This window comes from Chryseobacterium sp. KMC2, from assembly GCF_016756935.1.
Classification (GTDB): Bacteria; Bacteroidota; Bacteroidia; order Flavobacteriales; family Weeksellaceae; genus Chryseobacterium; species Chryseobacterium rhizosphaerae.
In genome coordinates this window covers 26,517-51,138 of the sequence record NZ_JAESIT010000019.1, presented here as the reverse complement: position 1 = coordinate 51,138, position 24,622 = coordinate 26,517, and the positions used below count along the sequence as shown (strand labels likewise).

Annotated in this window: 28 protein-coding genes; 23 read left to right on the top strand and 5 right to left on the bottom strand. The window is 36.1% G+C overall.

Annotated elements, in window-relative coordinates:
• The first annotated feature begins 286 nt into the window (after positions 1 to 286).
• The 7 genes from rpiB to tsaB all read left to right on the top strand — a co-directional run bounded on the left by rpiB (position 287) and on the right by tsaB (position 7,087).
• Positions 287 to 721, top strand: a complete 435-nt coding sequence (gene rpiB / locus JML65_RS19075; protein WP_047489952.1) for a ribose 5-phosphate isomerase B — start codon at positions 287 to 289, stop codon at positions 719 to 721.
• A 336-nt stretch (positions 722 to 1,057) separates the two neighbouring features.
• Complete coding sequence (rnr, locus tag JML65_RS19070; protein WP_202271738.1) at positions 1,058 to 3,208, top strand: ribonuclease R; 2,151 nt, start codon at positions 1,058 to 1,060, stop codon at positions 3,206 to 3,208.
• 254 nt (positions 3,209 to 3,462) lie between these two features.
• On the top strand, positions 3,463 to 4,149 hold the full coding sequence (locus tag JML65_RS19065; protein ID WP_047489946.1) for a LysE family translocator: 687 nt from the start codon (positions 3,463 to 3,465) through the stop codon (positions 4,147 to 4,149).
• On the top strand, positions 4,146 to 5,075 hold the full coding sequence (locus tag JML65_RS19060; protein WP_202271737.1) for an LD-carboxypeptidase: 930 nt from the start codon (positions 4,146 to 4,148) through the stop codon (positions 5,073 to 5,075). The genes JML65_RS19065 and JML65_RS19060 overlap by 4 nt, the downstream gene beginning before the upstream one ends.
• Positions 5,076 to 5,101: 26 nt before the next feature.
• Positions 5,102 to 5,473 (top strand): YraN family protein, encoded by a 372-nt coding sequence (locus JML65_RS19055; protein ID WP_047489942.1) that lies wholly within the window; start codon positions 5,102 to 5,104, stop codon positions 5,471 to 5,473.
• Between the two features lie 102 nt (positions 5,474 to 5,575).
• Positions 5,576 to 6,325 carry an SDR family NAD(P)-dependent oxidoreductase gene (locus tag JML65_RS19050; RefSeq protein WP_202271736.1) on the top strand — a complete coding sequence of 250 codons (750 nt, stop codon included), beginning with the start codon at positions 5,576 to 5,578 and terminating at the stop codon, positions 6,323 to 6,325.
• A 69-nt stretch (positions 6,326 to 6,394) separates the two neighbouring features.
• Positions 6,395 to 7,087, top strand: a complete 693-nt coding sequence (tsaB, locus tag JML65_RS19045) for a tRNA (adenosine(37)-N6)-threonylcarbamoyltransferase complex dimerization subunit type 1 TsaB (RefSeq protein WP_202271735.1) — start codon at positions 6,395 to 6,397, stop codon at positions 7,085 to 7,087.
• A 50-nt stretch (positions 7,088 to 7,137) separates the two neighbouring features.
• Here the strand turns inward: tsaB and JML65_RS19040 are convergent, their stop codons facing one another.
• The 4 genes from JML65_RS19040 to JML65_RS19025 all read right to left on the bottom strand — a co-directional run bounded on the left by JML65_RS19040 (position 7,138) and on the right by JML65_RS19025 (position 11,628).
• Positions 7,138 to 9,720, bottom strand: coding sequence for a tetratricopeptide repeat protein (locus JML65_RS19040; RefSeq protein ID WP_202271734.1), 2,583 nt, complete (start codon positions 9,718 to 9,720; stop codon positions 7,138 to 7,140).
• An 86-nt stretch (positions 9,721 to 9,806) separates the two neighbouring features.
• Positions 9,807 to 10,361, bottom strand: coding sequence for a Maf family protein (locus JML65_RS19035; RefSeq protein WP_202271733.1), 555 nt, complete (start codon positions 10,359 to 10,361; stop codon positions 9,807 to 9,809).
• Between the two features lie 9 nt (positions 10,362 to 10,370).
• Entirely contained in the window at positions 10,371 to 10,889 is a 519-nt protein-coding gene (locus JML65_RS19030; protein ID WP_047489927.1) for a KdsC family phosphatase, read from the bottom strand.
• Positions 10,879 to 11,628, bottom strand: coding sequence for a Rossmann-like and DUF2520 domain-containing protein (locus tag JML65_RS19025; protein ID WP_202271732.1), 750 nt, complete (start codon positions 11,626 to 11,628; stop codon positions 10,879 to 10,881). Before JML65_RS19025 ends, JML65_RS19030 begins: the two co-directional genes overlap by 11 nt.
• A 201-nt stretch (positions 11,629 to 11,829) precedes the next feature.
• Here JML65_RS19025 and JML65_RS19020 point away from each other — a divergent pair, with 201 nt between their 5' ends.
• The 4 genes from JML65_RS19020 to lepA all read left to right on the top strand — a co-directional run bounded on the left by JML65_RS19020 (position 11,830) and on the right by lepA (position 15,581).
• Entirely contained in the window at positions 11,830 to 12,381 is a 552-nt protein-coding gene (locus tag JML65_RS19020) for an RNA polymerase sigma factor (RefSeq protein WP_047489920.1), read from the top strand.
• A 17-nt stretch (positions 12,382 to 12,398) separates the two neighbouring features.
• Positions 12,399 to 12,935: a hypothetical protein gene (locus JML65_RS19015; RefSeq protein WP_202271731.1), complete on the top strand. Its 537-nt coding sequence runs from the start codon at positions 12,399 to 12,401 to the stop codon at positions 12,933 to 12,935.
• A gap of 5 nt (positions 12,936 to 12,940) precedes the next feature.
• The gene (locus JML65_RS19010) at positions 12,941 to 13,447 is read left to right on the top strand and encodes a hypothetical protein (RefSeq protein WP_047489914.1); all 507 of its coding nucleotides are present in this window, start codon (positions 12,941 to 12,943) and stop codon (positions 13,445 to 13,447) included.
• A gap of 337 nt (positions 13,448 to 13,784) precedes the next feature.
• Positions 13,785 to 15,581: a translation elongation factor 4 gene (lepA, locus tag JML65_RS19005; RefSeq protein WP_047489911.1), complete on the top strand. Its 1,797-nt coding sequence runs from the start codon at positions 13,785 to 13,787 to the stop codon at positions 15,579 to 15,581.
• 50 nt (positions 15,582 to 15,631) lie between these two features.
• On the opposite strand, the gene JML65_RS19000 is transcribed toward lepA, so the two are convergent.
• Positions 15,632 to 16,276: a DUF1579 domain-containing protein gene (locus JML65_RS19000; protein WP_047489907.1), complete on the bottom strand. Its 645-nt coding sequence runs from the start codon at positions 16,274 to 16,276 to the stop codon at positions 15,632 to 15,634.
• 137 nt (positions 16,277 to 16,413) lie between these two features.
• Here JML65_RS19000 and JML65_RS18995 point away from each other — a divergent pair, with 137 nt between their 5' ends.
• From JML65_RS18995 to JML65_RS18940, 12 genes are all read left to right on the top strand, one after another.
• Positions 16,414 to 17,091, top strand: a complete 678-nt coding sequence (locus JML65_RS18995; protein ID WP_202271755.1) for an NUDIX hydrolase — start codon at positions 16,414 to 16,416, stop codon at positions 17,089 to 17,091.
• Positions 17,092 to 17,440: 349 nt separating this feature from the next.
• A complete protein-coding gene (locus JML65_RS18990) occupies positions 17,441 to 17,983 on the top strand; it encodes an NADAR family protein (RefSeq protein WP_202271730.1) in 543 nt (180 codons plus the stop codon).
• A 31-nt stretch (positions 17,984 to 18,014) separates the two neighbouring features.
• Positions 18,015 to 18,560, top strand: coding sequence for a prolyl hydroxylase family protein (locus JML65_RS18985; RefSeq protein WP_202271729.1), 546 nt, complete (start codon positions 18,015 to 18,017; stop codon positions 18,558 to 18,560).
• 73 nt (positions 18,561 to 18,633) lie between these two features.
• A complete protein-coding gene (locus JML65_RS18980; RefSeq protein ID WP_084086892.1) occupies positions 18,634 to 18,969 on the top strand; it encodes a hypothetical protein in 336 nt (111 codons plus the stop codon).
• 2 nt (positions 18,970 to 18,971) lie between these two features.
• Positions 18,972 to 19,826, top strand: coding sequence for a hypothetical protein (locus JML65_RS18975; RefSeq protein WP_202271728.1), 855 nt, complete (start codon positions 18,972 to 18,974; stop codon positions 19,824 to 19,826).
• Positions 19,827 to 19,870: 44 nt separating this feature from the next.
• Complete coding sequence (locus tag JML65_RS18970; RefSeq protein ID WP_202271727.1) at positions 19,871 to 20,941, top strand: adenylosuccinate synthetase; 1,071 nt, start codon at positions 19,871 to 19,873, stop codon at positions 20,939 to 20,941.
• Between the two features lie 81 nt (positions 20,942 to 21,022).
• The gene (locus JML65_RS18965) at positions 21,023 to 21,499 is read left to right on the top strand and encodes a macro domain-containing protein (protein WP_202271726.1); all 477 of its coding nucleotides are present in this window, start codon (positions 21,023 to 21,025) and stop codon (positions 21,497 to 21,499) included.
• A 6-nt stretch (positions 21,500 to 21,505) separates the two neighbouring features.
• Positions 21,506 to 22,099, top strand: a complete 594-nt coding sequence (locus JML65_RS18960) for a DUF4291 domain-containing protein (RefSeq protein WP_202271725.1) — start codon at positions 21,506 to 21,508, stop codon at positions 22,097 to 22,099.
• Positions 22,100 to 22,109: 10 nt separating this feature from the next.
• Positions 22,110 to 22,538, top strand: a complete 429-nt coding sequence (locus JML65_RS18955) for an ADP-ribosylation/crystallin J1 (RefSeq protein WP_202271724.1) — start codon at positions 22,110 to 22,112, stop codon at positions 22,536 to 22,538.
• A 36-nt stretch (positions 22,539 to 22,574) separates the two neighbouring features.
• Complete coding sequence (locus JML65_RS18950) at positions 22,575 to 23,390, top strand: TIGR02452 family protein (RefSeq protein WP_202271723.1); 816 nt, start codon at positions 22,575 to 22,577, stop codon at positions 23,388 to 23,390.
• A complete protein-coding gene (locus tag JML65_RS18945) occupies positions 23,387 to 24,022 on the top strand; it encodes a DUF4291 domain-containing protein (protein ID WP_202271722.1) in 636 nt (211 codons plus the stop codon). The genes JML65_RS18950 and JML65_RS18945 overlap by 4 nt, the downstream gene beginning before the upstream one ends.
• Positions 24,023 to 24,050: 28 nt before the next feature.
• Entirely contained in the window at positions 24,051 to 24,566 is a 516-nt protein-coding gene (locus JML65_RS18940; RefSeq protein WP_202271721.1) for an O-acetyl-ADP-ribose deacetylase, read from the top strand.
• Positions 24,567 to 24,622: the final 56 nt, after the last annotated feature.

Sequence of the window (24,622 nt, the reverse complement as noted above, 5' to 3'; positions counted from 1 at the left end):
ACTTATTAACAGATGTTGATAACTTTACTAAATACCGATTATTAGTAATTTTTTTATGGAAAAAGTTTGGATTAACTGAAGAAAACAATTTGAAAGTTGTGGTTAAAACTTCCGGAAAGGTTTTCTATTACGAAATAAATTCATCTTTAAAAATAGAAAGTTGATAAAAGTTTTCCACACTTATTAACATACCTTTTAACAATTAACCCCCGGTTTACTAACACTATTTGTTATTATTCTTACCTTTGTAAGGAAATAGAATCTAATAAAGCTTAATACAAGTATTATGAAAAGAAAAATTGCTATTGCAGCGGACCATGCAGGCTATGAATATAAGGAGATTGTTAAGAACTATCTCTCGGAACGCTTTGAAGTTCAAGATTTTGGCACGTTTTCCACAAACAGTGTGGATTATCCGGACTTTGTACACCCTGCTGCAACCTCTGTGGAAAACGGAGAGAATGAACTGGGAATTTTGATCTGTGGAAGCGGAAATGGAGTTCAGATCACTGCGAACAAACATCAGAAGATAAGATGCGCACTTTGCTGGATGCCCGAGATTGCAACACTGGCAAGACAGCACAATGATGCTAATATGATTTCGATGCCGGCAAGGTTTATATCCAAGGAAGTGGCTATTGATATTGTAGAGAAATTTCTTTCAACAGATTTCGAAGGTGGAAGACACCAAAATAGAGTTGATAAAATTGCAGCTTGCTAAATATACTGAGGCTTGTAAATCCATTTACAAGCCTTATTTATTTTTTATTCGTACATTTGCAGTGTTCAATAGGAATTACATTCTATTATTCTTCGGAACCTTTTTAATCTATAAAAAGATATTTAACAAAAGGTTTTCTCTTTTCTTCTCCATATTTGTATTAAATTTATACAAAACTAAAATTCCCGTTATAGCTGATTTAAAAAGGAAATTACTGTTGATTGACTGAAAGAAATTAAATAGTAAAATTAAGTTACCTTTATATAAGCATAAGTGGAAAATTTAGAAAAAGGTTTTAATTGAATTAAAGCCAGAAATAATTAAAAGAAAATTAAAATGCCAAAAAAAAGAAAATATATAAGTCATAAAAATGATTTGAAAATGATGGAAATCGGGAGACTGATTCTTCGTTTTATGAATGCTAACGCATCAAAAATTTATAACTATAAACAGATTGCTGACGGGATAGATTATAAGAACCCGAGACAGCGCGAACTTGTTATCCAGGCACTGCATAAACTTCAGGGATCGGAAAAGATTAAGGAAGTGGAAAAAGGTAAATATATTGTGAATTTGAAAATTGCGGGAACACTATCCGGAATTATCGATTTCAATCAAAGTGGAAATGCCTATGTAAGTGTAGAAGGAATGGAAGATGATATCTTCGTTCATGCGAAAAATGTGAAAGATGCTTTGCAGGGTGATAAGGTTCTTATTATAACTTACCATTATAAGGGAAAGAAACTGGAAGGCTCTGTATTGGAAGTTCTGGAAAGAAACAGAACAGAGTTTGTAGGGACTTTTCAGAAGGTAGCCCACAAAGATTTTGGGTTTGTAGTCTGCGACAAAAAATCTATCAATACAGATATTTTTATTCCGAAAACAAAATTCAATGATGCCCAGGATGGAGATAAGGTGATTGTTAAAATGACTGAATGGAAACCTGGAGATAAAAATCCTGAGGGGGAAATCATTCAGGTATTGGGTGCTCCGGGAGAACACGAGACGGAGATCCACTCTATCCTTGCAGAATATGGACTTCCTTATGAATTTCCACCGGAAGTTGAAGCCGATGCAGAGAAGATCGACAGAAGCATTACGGACGAAGAGGCCTCGAAGCGTTGGGATATGCGTGATATCTGTACATTTACCATAGACCCAAAAGATGCTAAAGACTTTGATGATGCTTTATCTATCAGAAAACTGGAAAATGGAAATTGGGAAATTGGAGTTCATATTGCAGATGTATCTCATTATGTAGTTCCCGGAACGATTCTGGATGATGAAGCTTATAAAAGAGCAACCTCGGTGTATTTAGTAGACAGAGTTGTTCCGATGTTACCTGAAGTATTGAGTAATGATGTTTGTTCTCTTCGTCCCAACGAAGATAAATATACGTTTTCAGCCGTTTTTGAATTGAACGATCAGGCAGAAATTCAAAAGCAGTGGTTTGGAAGAACAGTAATTCATTCAGACAGAAGATTTACCTATGAAGAAGCTCAGGAACGTATAGAAACGGGAGAAGGCGATCTTGCCGAAGAGATAAATACTCTGGACAAACTAGCCAAGATTTTGCGTGATGAACGTATCAGAAAAGGAGCTATTACTTTTGACAGAAGTGAAGTGAGATTCAATCTGGATGAAAATAATGAACCGATTGGGGTTTACTTTAAAATAAGTAAGGATTCCAATCACCTGATCGAAGAATTCATGCTTTTAGCTAATAAAAAAGTATCTGAATTTGTCTCATTGACAAAAAAAGGAGAAATCACCAACAATACATTTATTTACAGGATCCACGATGATCCGGATCCTGCGAAACTGGAAGCATTGAGAGATTTTGTGTCTACTTTCGGATATACAATGAATCTTGCCAATACCAAAAAAGTAGCAGAATCCTTGAATAAATTACTTCATGATGTCAAAGGAAAAGGAGAAGAGAATATGATTGAAACGCTGGCCATGAGAAGTATGAGTAAGGCGGTATATTCTACAGATCCTATTGGACATTACGGACTGGGCTTCGATTATTACAGTCACTTCACCTCTCCTATCCGTCGTTATCCGGATTTGATTGCTCACCGTCTTCTTCAGCATTATCTGGATGGAGGAAAATCTCCAGATAGACCGCAGCTTGAAGATAAAGCAAAACACTGCAGTTCTATGGAAAGACTGGCAGCTGATGCAGAAAGAGATTCCATCAAATTCATGCAGGTGAAATTTATGGAAAAACATCTTGGAGAAACATTTACAGGAGTGATTTCAGGAGTTGCAGAATTTGGTTTTTGGGTTGAAATACCTGAAAATGGTGCAGAAGGATTAATCAAGCTGAGAGACCTTGTGGATGATTCTTACTCATATGATGCAAAAACACATGCTGTATATGGGGTAAGACACGGAAACAGATATCAGTTGGGAGATGAACTTCGCATTAAGGTAGTGAAAGCTAATCTTATTCAAAAACAATTAGACTTTCAGGTCGTTTAAAATAACAATAAAGGGAGGCTGTTCTGCACAAGGACAGCCTCTTTTTTTTTCAGTTTTTTCAAAGGAACAGCATTATTCTTACGCGCTATCTCCGGACTTCAGAAACATTTACCCTCTTATTTTTACTTTATTTTCTTATCCTAAACTTGCTTTAATTGGAGTTGATATATAACAACTTTATTGAATAATTAAATCATAAAGTCTAACTTTGTATAAAACGGAATGAAAATCTTTTTCATTTTAAATCATATTAAATGTTTGAACTTGTACTATCTGCCGTTATACTAGGATTCATGCTGAGTCTGGTTTTTATAGGGCCTATATTTTTCCTCTTAATTGAAACCAGCTTTTCCAGAGGCCCCAAACATGCTTTGGCTTTAGATCTGGGAGTAATCAGTGCAGATTTATTGTGCATTGTTGCGGCATATTATGCCAGTTCGGATATTGTCACTTTAATTGATAAACATCCCGGGTTTTACAGAATAACTTCTATCCTTATTTTTGTGTACGGAATTGTGATGCTGGTCACCAAAACCAAAATGCATATGCCCGGCGAAGAAAGAATTATCGGACAAAATTATTTTAAAACGTTTTTTAATGGTTTTTTCTTCAATCTCTTAAATGTAGGAGTCATCCTTTTCTGGCTGGTAACGGTAATTTCTGTAAGAAATCAATATCCCGACACCAGCAGTTTTATTTTATATATAGGCATTGTACTGGCAACCTATCTTTCCATTGATCTTGCTAAAATATTTCTTGCCAAGCAATTTCACGATAAACTTACCCAGAAACTGGCTAATAAAATCAGAAGAGTGGTTGGGGTAATTCTTATAGTTTTCAGTTTCTTTATTTTCCTGCAGAGCTTTAAAAAGTTTAATCAGTTTGAAAGACAATTAGAGGAAGCTGAAAAGAAAGAAGTCAAATATCAAAAAACAGAATGAAAAAAAATATCTTTCCACAACCCCTTAAAAAGGGGGCTAAAATAGCTGTTATTTCCCCTGCTGGAGCTGTAGATGTATCCCAGCTGGAAAAGGGAATAGAAATGATTAAAAATAAAGGATTTGAACCTGTTTTGGGAGAGCATCTTTATACCAAGTTTTCAAATGGTTATAATTATGCCGGAACAGAGCAGGAAAGAATACAGGATATCAACTGGGCTTTAAATGATAAAGAAGTGGGTGCTATTTGGGCTTCCAGAGGAGGCTATGGCTGCCAGCACCTGATCCAGCATCTAAAATTGAAAAACTTCACCAAAAATCCGAAATGGTATATCGGGTATTCTGATAACACGGTGATACAAAGTTATCTGCTGAAGAAAGGATTTGTTTCTATTCATGGGCAGACCATCAAAACATCAAGCTTTGGAGTAACAGAAGAAAGTTATGACATGATCTTTGATATCTTAAAAGGGAAAACTCCTAAATACAGTCTGAATTCTCATGCATTAAATAAAAAAGGCAATATAGAAGGGGAAGTTGTAGGAGGAAATTTAGCCCTGGTGTATGCCCTTCTGGGAACCCGTTATTCTTTTGAATTTAAAGACAAAATTCTATTCATTGAAGATATCGGAGAAAATTTTTATGCTTTAGACCGAATGATTATGAGTCTTGAATTAGCCGGGGTTTTTCATAAAATCAAGGGGCTTATTGTGGGAGGAATGACCAATATGGGAGATGAAAAAGACAATAAAAACTATGAAGAAAGCTTTGACGAATTTGCTTATCAAATGATTTCAGAAAGACTTTCAAAGTATAAATTCCCTGTAGTTTTTGGTTTTCCAAATGGACACATTAAAGATAACAGACCTCTTTTAATTGGAGGAAATGCTAAAATAAAAGTGGAGACCAAAGTAAAGATTGAGTTCTAAGATGTACTAATTCTCAAATTAAGACTATGGCTCATCATAATGATTTTGGTAAAATAGCAGAAGACCTGGCCGCTGATTATCTTCGGAAAGAGGGTTATACCATATTGGCCAGAAACTTTCGTTTTCAGAAAGCGGAGATTGATATTATTGCTGAAAAAGAAGATGTAATCATTATTGTAGAAGTAAAAGCAAGATCTACGGATGCATTTATCCTCCCTCAGGAAGCTGTTACCAAAACGAAGATGAAGTCGATTGTCTCTGCAGCCAACCATTATTTAGAGGAAACAGATAAAAAGAATGAGGTAAGATTTGATATTATTTCAGTTCTTCCTGATGAAAAAAGAAAATTAAGTATTGACCATATAATCGATGCTTTTCAGGCATTGGATGCCAACTGATCAATACGTGTTTCAGTATATAAAGGAGTCAGTCAATATCAAAAAATTCAAATAGTAAAAGACTCGTATATGGAAACATTTTTACATTAAAATTTCAAGACTATGAAGACAATATTAATAACCGGAGCTACTTCTGGTATAGGTAAATCCACAGCAGAACTTCTGGCAAAACAAGGCAATAGAATAATCATTTGCGGTAGAAGAAATGAAGCGTTAGAATCTTTAAAAACGGAGTTATCTGAATTTACCGAAATATTTAGTTTAATATTTGACGTGAGAAACCTTGAAGAAGTTGAGACAGCCATTAATTCCCTTCCTGAAAATTGGAAAGATATTGATGTTCTGATTAATAATGCTGGGAATGCACATGGATTAGATCCTCTTTCTGCCGGCAAGACTGATGACTGGGATTCTATGATTGACGGAAACGTAAAGGGACTGCTCTATGTTTCAAAAATGATCATTCCAATTATGAAAACTAAAAATTTAGGTCATATTGTCAATATAAGTTCTGTGGCAGCAAGGCAAACGTATGCCAATGGAGTTGTTTACTGTGCTACCAAAAAGGCCGTGGATGTGATTTCTGAAGGAATGAGACTGGAGCTTACAGAGTTTGGAATTAAAGTGACCAATATTCAGCCGGGAGCTGTGGAAACGGATTTTTCTTTAGTGAGGTTTAAAGGAGACAGTGAAAAAGCGTCAACCGTATACGCCGGATATGAACCTTTAAAAGCAGAAGACATTGCAGATGCTATCGCTTACTGTGTAAATGCGCCTAAACATGTTTGTGTTTCTGATATGACCATTTATCCAAGTGCTCAGGCAGAACCAAGAACCATCTACAGAAAATAGTCTCAAAATAAAGGAGTAAATTTGCAGCATATTAAAAAGCAATTTTGCGGTTTAGCTTAAAATAAAAAAATGAAAATTTTATATCTTGAAACCTCTTCTAAAAACTGTTCTGTAGCGATTTCAGACAATGAAAAACTATTATGTCTTTCCGAAGAAGTTTCTGAAAACTATAAACAGTCTGAAAGCCTGCACACATTTGTAGAGTGGGCATTGGAAGGAGCAGGAATTTCACTGAAAGATATTGAGGCTGTGTCACTAGGTAAAGGGCCGGGTTCTTATACGGGATTAAGAATTGGAGCAGCTTCTGCAAAAGGATTTAGCTATGGACTGAATATTCCAATGATTGCCGTTAATTCTATGGAAAGCATGATAGAGCCTTTTTTAGGGCATAACTATGATTTTGTAGTGCCATTGATCGACGCAAGGAGAATGGAGGTTTATACGGCGGTTTATGACGGTCTGACGGGGATTGAAGTCAGTACTACAGAAGCAAAGATTTTAGATGAAACCTCTTTTGAAGAGTTTAAAGATAAAAAAGTGATATTTGTAGGTGACGGAGCCAAGAAGGCGAAAGAGATTCTGAATCTTCCCCAGGCTGACTTTAAAGACGATGTCTACCCTTCTGCACAGTTTCTTATCAAAAGAACATTAGAGAAAATAAACAATAAAGACTTTGAAGATACCGCTTATTTTGAACCTTTTTATTTGAAAGATTTCCATGGAGTAAAGAAAAAGAAATCTACAGATTCTAATGACCAGTAAAAAAAGCAATTACATAAAAAAAGCGAAGATTTAATCTTCGCTTTTTTATTTTATTGAGGCCTTTTAGGAATGGTTGATTCCGTGGGCTGCTGTGTTGCTCTTTTCTTTTTTTCCTGCTGGCTGTTACTGCCAGGCTTTTTTGGAGTTTCTAAGCCCTCTAAATTATTGTTATTGAGGCCGGCTTTTTGTAAGCCTTCCTGTACAGGTACAGATGAATTGGCATTAGGCTGTACAGGCACTTCTGGCTGCTTAGGAACAGAATTCCCTTTATTGTCAGTGGCCTGGAAGCTAAGATCACTTTTCAGATAATTCAGCATTTCTTTGGCTCTCACTCCTTCCGGAGTTTTAGAATAATTCAGTGCAATCTGCTCAAGCTGCAGGATCATAACCTCTTTTCCACTGGATTTTCCTGCATTAAAGGCATTAAGTAAATACAGTTTAGGAACTAAAGCATCTTTTGGAAACTTTTGGATCGTCTGGTCAATAATGTTCTTACTGTCATCAAACTTCTCCGATTCAAATAAAGCATAGGCCTTTTTATATTCATTTTCAACATCTTCCGTAGATTTTACAAATGAATTATTTTTAGGATTTCTTGCAAATTCAGCGTATGAAGTATAAGGGTAGTCCTTTAAAAGAATCTGTTTGGCTCTGTCTGATATCTGAGGATTTTTCTCGTAGTTCATGGCAAAAATCTCATACAATGCCTGAAGCATTACCTTCTCTTCAGGTTTTACATCTACAAGGTCATACAGTGTTTTTGTAGCTAAAGGCGTATTGGTAAAATAATTCTGATACATGATTCCAAGGCCTAAAGAGGCTGTATCCCTGTCCTTTTTCAGCTGGGATAGTTTACCCTGGTCTGTTGGGATCTGCTCAATATAATAAGCCGGTTCAAAACGTCTGGGGTTAGGGGCGGCTGTCACTCCTAAAGCTTCATTCTTCATGTCTTCAATAGAAACCATCTTTTTTGAAAAACGCCAGTTATCAGCAAGAGCTCTGTCTCCCCAAACCTGTTTAAAGGATGATGTTCCTTTACTTACTGTTCCGGTATTACTAAAATAAAAACCTTTTGTAGTAACCCCAAAGTCTTCAAAAGCATTGGTATTATTGGCAAAAATAGAATTGGCATTATAATCTCCGGTATCAAAACCTTTGTTTCTTTCCGCACGTCTTCTCTCAAGCTCTTCTTTTTCTTCTTTAGCCTTTAGCTTAGCGATATACTTGGAGAAAAAGTCTGTTTTCTGCCCCTCATCCATCCTTGCTAACGAAAGAATACTATCATTTTTTTTAATCAGATAATAGTTTTTAGAGATTTTTTTAATGTATTCAGACTGATCTTTCAGCAAAACCTTGGAAGGCTCATAAGTCATTACCACAAGTGCTGAATCATAGTAACTTCCGGCACCGATATAGTCATTCTTTTCCAGATAGCTCTTCCCTATTTCATAATATGCCAAACCTCTGATTTGAGGATCGGAAACCTTTTCAAATAAAGATTTTCTGAAAAACTGCTGGGCTTCGTCTTTTTTTCCTGCCTTATTGGCCATCAGACCTAAAGCATAATAAAATTCATTCTTTCTGGAAGCGTAAGTCCCTTTTTTACTGATGCTTTCCAGGTAATTTTTTGCGCCATTGTAGTCTCCTTTTCCATTAAAAGTCTTGGCAATAGCAATCTGGGATTTTACTTCAAATTCAAAATCATTGGCATATTTGTAGGCTGCAGCATAGCTGTCTCTTGCCTTTTCATTTTGTCCGAGATTTTCCTGTACCTGCCCTCTGAGATAAGCAATCCTGCTCTTAAGCTTTCTATTACCATTCAGTTCAAATGCTTCATCCAGCTCTTTTGCAGCCTCCTCTTTCTTACCGGAATCCAACAGAGACTCAGCATAATAAATACTCAGAAGTTTTGCATAGGTTTTATTGATCTTCTCCCCTTTCAGCTTGGCAAAAGTTTCATGGGCTCTATGATAATCTTTGATGTTGTCATAAGCTAACCCCTGATAAATTCTTGCCAATGGAATCCTTTTATCATCTTTCATACGGGTGAAGACATAATTCAGGGCATCCAGAGCTTCCAAAGGTTTGTTTTGATAAATTCTGGATTGTGCCAGAATCATATAGGCTTCAAAAATCTGTTTATTCTTCTCTTCCCCGTTTCTGATCACAGAATATTTGTTGATAGCCTTCAGTGCTTTAGCTTCAGCGATCTCTAAAGTGGTAGCCCCTTTATTCTGGCCGTCATCCTGATTATCCTGGGTGTTTCCAGGCATATTTCCCTGCATTCCCGGGATATTCGGGATACCGGTACCGTTTCTTCCCGATGTCTTAGGGTTGGCTACTTCAGCCATTTTCATGGAATTCTCTGCAAAAGCTGCAGACTGTCCAAGATCACTTCCTAAAGGCTGTTCTTCATAGGTGAGAATAGGGATATAAGGAGCATAAAAATTATCTTTATGTCCCTTGTCTCTGGTGGTAAACTCACTGTTTAATGCATCCTTAGCATTAAAAAGGGTGTTATAATATGTGGAAAAACCTTTCAATAGCTTAGACCGCTGCTCTGGCTTTTTTGTTTTGGTAGCACATGAAGCAACGATACACATTACTAAAAGGAACAATATATTCTTTTTCATTATTCAATATAACTAGCTAATCTGCTTTTTATTATCAGCAGTTTGATGATTTTGTAAAAATAATAAAATTTTATAATGAATAATATTTATATTTCTCTCAAAATTTTGTAAACCAAATGGGTAGGAAGCCCCATAATAGTATAAAAACTTCCTGTCATGCTTGTAATCTTAGCCATACCCAGCCATTCCTGAATACCATAGCTGCCCGCTTTATCGAAAGGTTTGTACCCCTGAACATAATAGTCTATTTCCTCATCGGTAATCTCATCAAACATTACATCGGCTACATCGGTCTCGGTAATAGATCGATCAGCTGTTTTTACCGTGATTCCGGTATAAACCTGATGTGTTTTTCCGGAAAGCTGGCGAAGCATCTTGCGGGCGTCAGCTTCATCGGCCGGTTTGCCAAGAATCTGATCATCAATAGCCACAACCGTATCGGATGTGAGTAGAACTTCGTCATCGATAAGGCTTCTGAAGGTGTCTGCTTTTAACTGAGATAAATAAGCGGCCGCTTCCTCTATTTTAATATGGTCTGGCAGAATTTCTTCACAATCTGTTTTTACCACTTCAAATTCAAAACCAAGACTGGAAAGAAGTTCCTTTCTTCTTGGGGATTGTGATGCTAAAAGTAATTTCATGAATACGAATTATACAGATTGAGTATTATCATCATGCCAGTTCCCCTGAACTTTCATAACCTGCTCTATGACGTCACGCACAGCACCGCTCCCTCCTTTTTTTGGAGAAATATAACTGGAAATTCCTTTTACTTCCGGAACTGCATTTTCAGGGCATGCTGCTATTGCAGAGCTTTCCATGATATGGATATCCGGAAGATCATCTCCCATAGTCAGGATTTCCTCATTTTTAAGATTGTATTTCTTTTTAAAATCCTCAAAATCCTCAATTTTATTATGGGATTTCGGATAGTAATCCTGGATTCCAAGATAATTGATTCTATGTTTTACCATCTCATCGTTTCCTCCGGTGATCACTCCAATCAAATAATTGTTTTTTAAAGCCTTAACGACTGCATAACCGTCCAGTACATTCATTACCCTGCACATATTTCCTCCGGGAAGAAGAAAAACACTGCCATCCGTAAAAACACCGTCAACATCAAATACAAATGCTTTTATATCTTTTAATTTCTCTTTATAACTCATACATTTTTTGAATAGAATGATTCATTGTTTTATAAATTTCAAGACTCTCGTCTTTTAATAACTGTTCGTGCAACTGTAAAATTCTTACATCATTTCTTACTGCGGGACCAGTCTGTGCCATTTTAGGCTCTATCTCATAGATTTTTTGGACCGTTTCATCAATTAAAGGCAAGAAATAATCAAAAGGAATCTCCTGAGAATCTGAAATTTCTTTTGCTCTTGAAAAAAGATGATTCACAAAATTACAGGCAAAAACTGCTGTCAGGTGAATATATTTTCTTTTTTCATGGGTGCTTTCCATTACATTTTTGGAGACCACAGAAGCAAGATCAGAAAGAAGTTTTTGATCCTCCTTATTTTCAGTTTCTATAAAAAACGGAATCTTTTCATATTCCAGATCTTTCGATTTTGAAAAAGTCTGCAACGGATAAAAACTGGCCTTTCGGTATTCTCCTGAAAGAATTTCTTTTGGAAGTGACCCTGAAGTGTGAGCCACCAGGCAGTTCTTCTTCGTGATCCTCTTAGAAACTTCTTCTACAGAATGATCACTTACACAGATTATATACAGGTCTGCATCTTTCAGCCGTTCTGTAGAATAAGGTAGATTCAGTTCTTCAGCTATTTTCTTTAGCTCATTTTCGTTCCTGCCAAAAATCTGGGCCAAAGGAATCCCTTTCAGACTGAAAGCCTTTGCCATGTGATAGGCAACATTTCCGGAACCGATAATTACAATTTGCATATAACAAATATAAGATTTTAAGCCGAGTACTGAAAAGAAAGAGGGTAGGGGAAACTGGAAGGTAAGGATAGGCATACTTATTGCCTGTAGTCTAACGCTTAGTACCAGAAAATTTCATATTATTTTGATTTTTAAGGTGAAAATTGAAGAAGTAATTTAACTTTCAGTTACTTTTGTAATCCAAAACAGTGAAAGCATCTTATGAAGATTAAGGACGCGGAAATTATTTCGTTGATGCAGAATCCACGGACCCAGGAAAAAGGTGTTCGTGCCTTGATGGATGCTTATCAAAGCAGATTGTATTGGCACATTCGAAGAATTATCGTGGATGGAGATCTTGCTCAGGATACTTTGCAGGAAACTTTTATTAAAGCTTATCAGAATTTTCATCAGTTCAAAAATGACAGCCAGTTGTATACCTGGCTTTACAGAATTGCTACCAACGAAGCATTACAGCAGGTCAACAAAATGAATAAAATGAAAAAGACTGATGAAGATGCAGAATATCATATGCAGAATCTTGTCGCCGACAATACCGAAGGAAGTGCCGAAGAAATACAAATACTGCTACAGAACGCTATACAAAGTTTGCCCGAAAAGCAAAAACTGGTATTTATGATGCGGTATTATGATGATTTGCCCTACGAAGAAATATCTAAAATTGTAGATATGTCTGTAGGGACTTTAAAAACAAATTATCATTATGCCAAGCAGAAAATAGAAGAATTTATTAAAGAAAATTACGAAAGATAATTTTTGAAAAAACAGAAATGAAAGAGTTCGACATAGAAAAATTAGAACGTAAAAATATTTACAAAGTCCCTGATCATTTGTTTGCAAACATTCAGGAGAATGTTATGAATGATATTAAGACAAGCAAAAAAGCCCCTGTCTTTAAATTAAACTGGATGTACGCCGCCGCCGCATCAGTAGCATTGATTTTTGGAATGACTTATGTTTTAAATTCTGATAATGACTCTGCTGAAAAAGGGTTAACTTCAGATACTGCCTATGCGGCCAATAAAGGAGAACCCAAAACAGAGGGAGAACTTGCTTATGAAACATTGAAAGCTGATTTAACTTCTGCTGATAATAATAATCAAACAGTTGTAAATCAGGGAAGTAATGTTGACTATGCTTTTAAAAACGAAAAAGAAAAAACAGAAGCGTCACCAAAGTCAGTGAAAACCACACCCAAAAAAGACGAAGCCAAAATGAATGATTACCTGGATTCGTTTTCTAATTCTGAAATTGCAGAATTGGCTAGTAACTCGACGCAAGACGTTTATTTGGACTTATATAATTAATAAAGATGAAAAAGATAATATTGACGTTTTTTATTATTTATGGTTTCGGCTTGAATGCTCAAAGGACGGATTATGACTGGAAAAAGATGGATCCAAAACAACGGAAAGAAGTCATCAACAATCTTTCTCCTGAAGAAAGAAAAGAACTGCTTAAGAAGTTTAGGAACAACATGATCATGGATAATCTGAACATTGATCAGGATGATAAAGCAGAATTTACTCAGCTTTATAATGAGTATCTGGAAAGTCAGAAACAGATAAAGGGACAGTTCGATCCTGGCTTCAATCCTGAAACATTATCAGATGAAGAAGCCAAAGTTAAACTTCAGCAAAGCTTTGAAATAGGGCAGAAGCTATTGGATAACAGAAAAAAATATGCAGATAAAATGCAGCAGGTAATTCCCTGTCAAAAAGTCTTAAAGCTGTTTCAGTCTGAGGGCATGATGAGAGATAAAATGAATGAAAGAAAACCTCACGGAAATAATAATTCCGGACCTAAACAGACCCCATAATAGTTTATTTTTTTAATGTTGGACGGCTCTTACAAATCTTTTTTTGTGAGAGCCGTTTAATTTTGAATCAGTTAAATTCTCCAGTGCTAAAAGATCTGTTGGTTTTATAATGACGAATATCTTTTTGAATCGTAATGCCAAGGCGGTTTATTTATATCCTTAAGAGTCATTATTTGTTATTGAAACTACAACGTAACGATTTTGTACCTGTATAATGGGATTCTTTGGCCCGGGAATACAACATTCCTGATGAAATTTAAATAAATTGATACAATAAGATTATGAAATACAATAATCTCTGTCTTTTTTTTATCTTTGCAAATTACAAGATTCTTAAATGAAAAACATACGAAATTTTTGCATAATCGCTCATATCGACCATGGTAAAAGTACCTTGGCAGACCGTCTTTTGGAGTATACGAATACCGTTACCCAAAGAGAACTACAGTCTCAGACGCTGGATGATATGGATTTGGAGAAAGAACGTGGGATTACGATTAAGTCTCACGCGATCCAGATGGATTATGAGTATAAAGGAGAAAAATATATTCTAAACCTGATTGATACACCGGGACACGTAGACTTCTCTTATGAAGTTTCCCGTTCTATTGCTGCCTGTGAAGGAGCTCTTCTTATTGTGGATGCTGCCCAGAGTATTCAGGCACAAACGATCAGTAATTTATATTTAGCATTGGAAAATGACTTGGAGATTATTCCAATTCTTAATAAAATAGATCTTCCATCTGCAAACCCAGAAGAAGTTACCGACGAAATTATGGGACTTTTAGGGTGCAAATATGAAGATGTTCTTAGAGTTTCAGGGAAAACGGGAGAAGGGGTTCATGATTTGCTTGAGCAGATTGTGAATAGAATTCCTGCGCCGGTTGGCGACCCCAAAGCTCCACTACAGGCATTGATCTTTGACTCTGTTTACAACCCGTTCAGAGGAATTGAGGCTTATTTCAAAGTGGTGAACGGAAGTATTTCTAAAAACGAAAAGATTAAATTTTTTGCTACAGGAAAAGAATATGGTGCTGATGAAGTAGGAACTTTGAAACTAAAACAAGTTCCGAAAAAGACTATTGAATGTGGTGATGTAGGATATATTATTTCCGGGATTAAAGATGCAAGAGAAGTTAAAGTGGGTGATACCATTACCTCCTTTGTGAATCCTGCAGAAGCTGCCATCGATGGTTTTGAGGAAGTAAAGCCAATGGTTTTTGCCGGAATTTATCCTATTGAATCTGAAGATTTTGAGGAACTAAGATTCTCATTGGAAAAATTAAGACTAAATGATGCCTCTTTGGTTTTTGAACCTGAAAGTTCTGCAGCACTTGGTTTTGGTTTCCGTTGCGGATTCTTAGGAATGCTTCACATGGAAATTGTACAGGAACGTCTTGACAGAGAATTTGATATGAACGTTATTACTACGGTACCCAATGTTTCATACCATGGATATTCTAAAAGAGAACCTGAAACTGCAATTTTAATCAACAATCCATCTGAAATGATTGATCCCAATCTTTTGGATAGAGTTGAAGAGCCTTATATAAAAGCTTCCATTATTACTAAATCCGATTTCGTAGGGGCCGTTATGACGCTTTGTATTGAAAAAAGAGGAGAGATTGTTAACCAAAGTTATTTAACGGCAGACAGGGTAGAATTAACATTCAATATGCCTTTGGCTGAAGTTGTTTTCGACTTCTATGACCGTTTGAAATCTATTTCCAAAGGATATGCTTCATTTGATTATTCACCAATAGGTATGCGTTCTTCCAAACTGGTTAAAATGGATATTCTGATCAATGGAGATATGGTAGATGCTCTTTCTTCACTGATCCACGAGAGTAATGCCTATTATATTGGTAAAAAGATGTGTGAAAAACTTCGTGAACTGATTCCGAGACAGCAGTTTGATATTGCCGTTCAGGCAGCATTGGGAGCGAAAGTTATTGCCAGAGAAACAATCAAGGCATTAAGAAAAGACGTTACCGCGAAATGTTATGGAGGGGATATTTCCAGAAAGAGAAAACTTTTGGAAAAGCAGAAAGAAGGTAAGAAAAAAATGAAGCAGATCGGAAGGGTAGAAGTGCCACAGTCTGCGTTCATGGCTGTATTAAAGCTTAATGATTAATTCATTCATTATAAAACAAAAACCGCTTCAATTAAGAAGCGGTTTTTTATTTATTTTTTACGTGTGAATTTTATTTCCATTGTTTTCATTTCCTTTCCTGTTTTAGGATTAGGTCCATACATTTCCAAGGTATGGTTATTATCATCCGTAAACGTATAGACTTCTCTTACTTCACATTCTTTTCCCGGTCGGCTTGGATCTGTCATTTTACCCTTAAAATCAATAGATTTTTTAGCTGCATTCCAATCTCCCTCGGCATGCATTAATCCCGTTCCCATATTGTCTATCCATGTGCTTACAAACTTTTTCTTGGCGTTATCATAGCCCATAATGCTCATGCCTTCAAAGGGCATTCCCATAAAGTTTCCTTTATAGTTGCTTACCTGATAGCGTCCTTCAAAGATCATTTTATTAGTACATTCAGAAGTGCTGGTTGCTGCTTTTCCACTGTCATCCATCCACATGCTGGTAGCACCAGTCCAGTTTCCATCAAATTTGGCCAGCATTTTATGCATGTCACCCGGAGTGGCAAATTCCATCCATGCTTTCGTTGCAGTGGCTGAATCTACGGGCTTCCATTCAGATTTTGCAGTGGCAGAATCAGTTTTTTCAGTAGTACCGGCTGCGGTTGTTTTTCCTTTCTCGCAGGCTGTCAGTAAAAAAGCCATGGAAAGAATGGTCAGTAAATTTTTCATAAATATTTAATTTTAAGTTGGTTATAATAATAACTTAAAGGTATGAACTTTTATTATATGTAATTTTTTTATTGTTATGATAAATTGTATATTTGTGTATTCGTAACGCAAATTAATTTATGGAATCTCCCAAAAAAATACAGGATATAAAAGTGGCTGTAGATGCCGTTATCTTTGGCTATTTTGATAAAAAAGACCTGCAGATTCTTTTAATCAAAAGAAATATAGAACCCTTTAAAGGTGGCTGGGCTCTTCCGGGAGGCCTTGTATTGGATGATGAAAATCTGGATGATGCAGTAAAAAGGGAACTTCACGAAGAGGCAGGCATAAAGCCCGATTTTTTGGAACAACTCTATACATTTGGTAACGTTGGCCGTGATCCGAGAAACAGAGTGGTTTCTGTGGCTTATTTAGGGCTTGTGAACCCTTCTTATCATGAACTGTTTGCGGACTCTGATGCAGATGATGCACAATGGTTCAGTGTCAATGCACTTCCAACTGTAGCCTTCGATCACAAAAATATTATTGATATTGCCTTAAAAAGGCTTCGTACCAAAATCCAGTATCAGCCAATCGGCTTTAATCTTCTCAATGAAGAATTTCCTTTCTCAGACCTTGAAAACCTTTACAAAACTATTGTGGGACAGGAAATTGACCGCAGAAATTTCAGAAAAAAAATCATGAGCTACGGTTTACTTAATGAAACCAATAACGTTAAAAAAGAAGGAAGCGGAAGACCTGGAAAACTATTTACCTTTAATCAGGAAAAGTATAAAGAACTGGAGGAAGAAGGGTTTTATTTTGAAATCAAATAGATTTTTAACCACAAATGACACAAAATCTTACACGAATAATCACCAATTTTCAAGTAATGCATTATTGAAAATTATGGTTAAATATTATATCTAAGAAAAATATTCAGAAGAGATATTCAATAGAAACGGGCTTTAGCCCGTTTTTTTATGATCAAAAATTCAATTGGCTTTAGCCAAAACCTAATAGACTCGTACCATTTTTGTCAAAATATTTGTGGTATTAGTCTTTTATTAATTAAAATTTTATATCTGATAATCAGTTGTTTATATTTATTAGTGTAAAAATGACACAAATAAATTTGGTAGATAAATCCGGATTCGCTTACATTTGTGTAATAATAACGCAATCATGAAATACACCAGACAAAATACTAAAGACAGATTTCAGAAAAAAGAAAGGATAAAGTTTTTATTTTTCTGGGGGCACACGGTTAAAGATGAAATCACCAAGTCATGCTTTAGCCAATGGTTTACAGGAAAGTTTGAAGAAAACGGGATTGTTTATAACACAGCAGAACATTATATGATGGCTGGTAAAGCAAGATTATTCAATGATCCCGAAACCTTAGAAAAAATATTGCAGGCATCCACTCCTAATCAGGTTAAAAGTCTGGGAAGAAAAGTAAAGAATTTTGATCCGAAACTTTGGAATGAACATAAATATGAGATTGTAAAACAGGGAAATCTTTTAAAATTTTCACAGAACCAGAAATATAAAGATTTTCTTTTATCAACGAACAATAAGATCCTTGTAGAAGCCAGTCCTTATGATACCATTTGGGGAATCGGGATGCTGGAAACAGATTCAAGAGCAGAAAATCCTTTATTATGGAACGGAGAAAACCTTTTAGGATTTGCCTTGATGGAGGTACGGGATGAATTAAGAGGGTAAAAACACAAGAACCAGTCACAAAATATTAATCATGGAAAAAACAGACCTACATCCGCAGATATTTTTAATTGAAGACTTTCTTACGGAAGCCGAGTGTGATCAATACATTGCCTTATCACAAGGAAAAGATTTTGAAGAAGCCAAGATCAATGTTGGTGGACGTCAACTGATGAGCAAAGGGATCAGAAATAATGACAGGCTGATGATTTTTGATAACAATCTGGCCGAAGATCTTTTTAAAAAAGCAGCTGAATTTCTTCCACAGGAACATGAAAACTTCAAACTTTTGAATTTTAATGAGATGTTCAGGGTTTATAAGTATTCTCCCGGCCAGCAATTTAAAATGCACCGTGACGGAAGTTATATCAGAAATGAAAAAGAAAAGAGTTTCTATACCTTTTTAATTTATCTGAATGATGATTTTGAAGGCGGAGAAACAGAATTTGAAAATCTTTTCACAGTAGCTCCTAAGAAAGGCACCGCCTTAATCTTTTACCATCCTTTAAGACATGAAGGAAAAACCTTGATTAGCGGATTAAAATATGTTTTAAGAACTGATGTAATGTATTCCTGTTAAAAATGAATGCAGGAATGAAGCATAGCTATGCTCTTTTTAATTAGCGTAATAATAACACAAAAAATGATCAGATATGGAAGATGAATTAAAACCAAGATTTATCGAATCATTACAGAGAAATAATGATCAGATCAGAGAAGACCGTGCGCGAACGATCGGAGAAGATTCAGAATTGATCTATAGGCGCAAGGTAGAAGACATCGAGTTGAAAATAAAAAGACTCGAGCGGGAACAGGAAGGACTTATTGATATCAGTCCTTTGGACAAAAACAGTTTGACTTTTGCGGATTTTAATCCCGAAGCATTCGTTCAGAAAGACATGGAATTATCATTAACAATCAGAAATCTAAATATTCAGTTAGAAGTGAGTCAGAAGAGATTTGAATATTTATTCGGAAAAACATTTTAGTCATGGGAAGTACAAGATACGATATAGACGCTCGTTATGACAGAGCAAGCAAAGCAGGTTATAAAACAAAATCTGCAAGTGAAATCTTCACACAGAATGCCAAAAGACAGGCACATCCCTCAATGATTCCTAACGGAATTTCTTTCAGGGAATCCAGAGATTCTGAAGTGCACCCTAATTCAGTTCCAATTATCCTGGGATTGGATGTAACTGGAAGTATGGGACATATTCCTCATGAGCTCATCAGAGAAGGCTTACCTAAGCTGATGGGTGGAATTATCCAAAGCGGAGTTCCGGATCCGGCATTGCTTTTCCTTGGGATAGGAGATCATGAATGTGATAGTTATCCGCTTCAGGTAGGGCAGTTTGAGTCCGGAGATGAAGAACTGGATATGTGGCTTACCCGTACTTATATTGAATCCGGAGGTGGCGGAAATGCTGGGGAAAGCTATCTTTTAGCATGGTATTTTGCCGCATTCCATACCAGAACAGATGCCTTTGAAAAAAGAAATCAGAAAGGATTATTGTTTACTGTAGGTGACGAACCTTGTCTGAAAGTACTTCCGGCATCAGCCATCAGAGAAATTATGGGTTCAGGACAACAAACCTATACTCATAATGAACTGTTGGAAGAAGCTAAAAAACGATACGAAGTATACCACATCAGTGTTTTACATTCTGATCAGGCTGTAAGAGCAGACAGAGGCTGGAAAGAACTGTTAGGTCAGAATTGTATATCCATAGAAGACCACAGAGAAATTCCAGAGGTGATCAAAAGGATTATCTGTGAAAAATATAAAGATCAAACCTTTGGAAGATCAAACCCTGAAGGATTAGACAACATACAGATGCTTTAGAACACCCATTTGCCGGAAAGGCAATAATTTTAAAAATGCTAGACATGAAAAAGGCGCAAATAGTTATAGGATTAGGTTTCGGAGATGAAGGAAAAGGAATCACTACAGATTTTCTGGCTCAACAAAACCCGGAGTCCGTGGTGATCAGATTTTCAGGAGGTCAACAGGCGGCTCATACAGTAATGATGGAAGACAGAAAGCATGTTCATTCCAGCTTTGCAAGCGGAGCTCTTCGCGGATTACCGTCTTATCTTTCGGAACATTGCACGATTCATCCTCAATTTCTATTCAACGAAATGGAAGAATTAAAAGCAAAAAACGGAAATACAGAGCTTCATATTCATCCTTTAGCCAAGGTAACTACGCCTTTTGATGTCTGGCAAAACAGAAATAGTTCCAAAAATCTGGAACACGGAACTTGTGGAAAAGGAGTAGGAGCCACCATGAAAAGAAATGAAAGCCCATACAAACTGTTTGCGATTGATTTTATTGCTCCAAGAGAAATGTTGATTGAAAAATTGAAGGGAATTGCTTATTACTACGGTTTTATGGATGAGGATCAAATGGATGAACAGATGAAACCTTTTTTAGACGCTATTGAACAAATCAATTGGAAAATAGATGATTATAGCTACCTGAATTCATTTGAAAACCTCATATTTGAAGGAAGCCAGGGGATTTTATTAGATATGGATCACGGTGTTTTTCCGAACGTAACCTATGCTCATACCTCCTCAAAAAATGCTTATGAGATCTGTAAAAACCTTCATATTGAAGATATTGAAATGTTTTATGTGACAAGAAGTTATGCAACACGCCACGGAAATGGCTGGATGAGCAATGAAAAAGAGATGATGTTGAAAAACAATGAAGAGGAAACCTGTACCTTTAATGAGTATCAGAAAGACCTAAGATTTGGTGATTTAGATTATAAGCTTCTGAATTATGCCTTAAAACTGGATGGAGCCTATGTCAATTCAACAAAAAAGAATTTAGTGGTAACCTGTCTGGATCAGATTGATGAGGAGTTTAAATTTGATAAACTGGAAATGAAGTTTGATACCATTTTCGGATCTTATTCCCCTTATTCAAAAGATTTTAAAAGGCTGATTTAATACTGAATACAGAGGTTTTATCTTATATTTAGGGTTGGAATAGAATGATGAGGTAAATAAATGCATTTTGAAAAAGAAACAATGAAAACGATACACTATTTAAAAGGAGATGCTACAGTTCCACAGGCAAAAGGAATAAAAATTATTGCTCATATCTGTAATGATCTGGGAGGTTGGGGAAAAGGCTTTGTACTGGCAGTTTCCAAAAGATGGGAAGTTCCGGAAAAAGAGTACAGAAATTGGCACCGTTTCAGAAGTGAAAATCATTTTGGATTGGGAGAAATTCAGATTGTACAGGTTGAAAAATATATCTATGTAGCTAATATGATCGGCCAGAAAGGAATGAAAACCGGAAGCAACGGAGTTCCCGTTCGCTATGAAGCCATTGAAAAATGCCTGGAAACATTAGCCAAAGAAGCCAAAGAACTTGATGCAAGCATTCATATGCCGAGAATCGGATGTGGACTGGCTGGCGGAAAATGGGAGCAGATAGAACCTATCATAGAAAGAACCTTACTGAATAAAAATGTTGAGGTGTATGTCTATGATTTTGATTAGAATGAGATGAAAGAATTTGAAATAAGAGCAGATTATACCCGTGATACCATTGTTGTCTACCAGGCTTATAATAAAGCCATTGCAAAAGCAGCCGTAGAGAATCAGAAGTTCAGTGCTCCTTTTTCATTCAGCAGAATGACTTGGATTAAACCTTCTTTTCTCTGGATGATGGAACGAAGTAATTACGGACAGAAATCCAATCAGGAATGCACTCTTGCTATACATATTAAAAGAGAAGCCTGGGAAAAAGCATTGGAACTGGCTATTTTAACTTCTCCTGAAAAAAGAGTCTATCCCAATCCCAAAATTTGGGAAGAAGAGTTTGAAAATGCGAAAGTCTATGTACAGTGGGATCCTGAAAGAAATATTAAAGGAAACAAATTGGAATATCGTTCCATTCAGGTGGGGATCAGTCGCTATCTGATAGAAGAATTTAATGAAGACTGGATTGTAAAAATAGAAGATTATTCACCCCTGGTAAAAAAGATTTTGACTTTTACCAAGCAAGGAGAATTTAATAAAGCAAAGAAACTATTGCCTATAGAAAAAATATATCCGTTATCCCAAGAAATTGCTCAGAGGATTGGATCAGAAAATTAATATTAAAAACATGAAAACAACAAGATTGTACAGACCGGTAGGAGAGAAGGAAATGGTATTGATTATGGAAAATGGATACAAAAAATTTCCACCCAGACTGGAATGGCAACCTATTTTTTATCCAGTACTGGATGAAGACTATGCCTCAGAAATTGCTGAGAAATGGAATACCAGAGATGAGTTTGGAAACTATCTTGGTTTTGTAACCCGTTTTGATGTTTCAGAGGAAGCTGCCAATCAATATCCGGCACAGAATGTAGGTGCCAGAAACCATAATGAATTGTGGGTTCCGTCAGAAGAGCTGGAAGCATTCAATCAAGCCATTGTGGGAAACATAGAAGTGATCAAAGTATTTGTAGGAAACGACTTTAAAGGATCTTCAAATACAGAAATTGAAAGTCTGGTGAATGCTTTAAAAATAACCACCACGAATCCATAAATAATTCATGCATTCGTGGCCAAAGAGAAAACAATCATGACCAATAAAGGAATGGCAAAAGATACATTGGATATCCTGGCCAGAAAATATTATATAAACACAGAAAACGAAAGAATAGATATAGCAAAAGAGTTGGAAATCAGTAAAAAAGAAACCGCTCTTTTCACTCCGGAACAACTGTCCGAGCTTACAGTTGCTCCAATGCCTGAAGTTGATTTTGATACTCAATTTGAAACCTGGCGTTGCAGTTCACTAAAAGCTATTTTAGAATTAGCCACAGAAGTAGATCAGGAAAAGATCATGTGTCTGAACTTTGCATCAGCCAAAAATCCAGGTGGAGGATTTATCAACGGAGCAGAAGCCCAGGAAGAAAGTCTGGCAAGAACTTCAGGTCTGTATGAAAGTCTGCTTCAGGCCTGGGATTATTACACCGTTCACAGAGCAATGGAATCCTGTTTTTATACCGATACAATGATTTACAGTCCAAAGGTTCCAGTATTTAGAAAAGATAAAGGAGAACTCTTACCTAAACCTGTTCTGTGTAATTTTATAACGTCTCCGGCAGTGAATGCAGGCGTAGTAAAACGTCAGGAACCGGAAAGAGAAAAAGAGATATTAGGTGCTATGGACATAAGAACAGATAAAATGCTGTCATTAGCCTTACATCAGGGAAATGAAACCCTTATTTTAGGAGCCTGGGGCTGTGGAGTATTCAAAAACGATCCGAAAGAAATTGCCGGTCTGTTCAAAAAGTACCTCCAGGGAAAATATAAGAACAAATTTAAAAGAGTGGTTTTTGCAGTGCTTACAAAGAAAGAAGAAATGCTGAAGCCATTTGAAGAAATACAATGAAACTTACATTAAAAAAATATAAAGAACAGCTACCAGATTGGCCTCAAAAAGGACATTACATCATGGCACAATATGATGATGAGAAAATTGTAGTCTATCAGTCATATAAAAGAGCAATAGGAGAATTTGCGGTTAAAAATCAATATTTTGGTGGTGGATTCAGTCTGGAAAGGATGACTTGGATAAAGCCTAATTTCCTTTGGATGATGTATCGTAATGGCTGGGGAACAAAAGAAGGACAGGAATGTGTATTAGCTATACATCTAAAGTTAGATGCATTCAAAAAATACCTTGAAAATTCTATTGTTTCTAGCTACAATGATGATCTTGGAATATCCAGAGAAATGTGGCAGAAACAAGTGAAAGAATCATCTGTAAGACTTCAGTGGGATCCGGATCATGATCCTTTTGGAAACAAGCTGGAAAGAAAAGCTATACAAATTGGTTTAAGAAATCAACATATCCATTCTTTTGCAAAAGAAGATATTATTTTAATTGAAAATATCTCTGATTTTGTTCAGGAACAGTATCAGTTTGTTCTGAATGATGATTTAGATCAGCTTGTCATTCCTGAAGAAAAACCATTATTATTTGATGATGAAGTTCTAAACAGGAAGCTTAATTTAAAGTAATGATTACACCTACTTTGAAAAAAAAATTATGAAAATTGAAGTTATAAGAGAAGACATCACAAAAATTAATGCAGATGCCATTGTCAATGCAGCTAATTCTTCTTTGTTGGGAGGTGGCGGTGTAGATGGTGCCATTCATCGTGCTGGAGGACCACAAATTCTGGAAGAATGCAGAGCGATCAGAAACAGGCAGGGTAAATGCAATACAGGAGAAGCAGTAGTAACAACAGCAGGAAATCTTTCTGCACAATATGTTATTCATACAGTAGGGCCAGTTTGGAATGATGATAAAGAAAAAAGCTCGAAGCTTTTATCAGATTGCTATAAGAACTCTTTACTGTTGGCAGAAAACCTTGGAGTCAAAACCATTGCTTTTCCTAATATCAGTACGGGAATTTATAGGTTTCCAAAAGAGCTGGCAGGAGAAATTGCTGTCAATGAAGTAAGAGAATTTCATTCAGATATCATAGAGAAAGTTATTTTTGTCTGTTTTGATGAAGAGAATGAAGAAATTTATAAAAAGCTTTTAAATCCTCCTCTTTAAAATCAATTATATTCGTGCATTCGTGGCCAAAAAACACAGTGTACAAAACACAATTT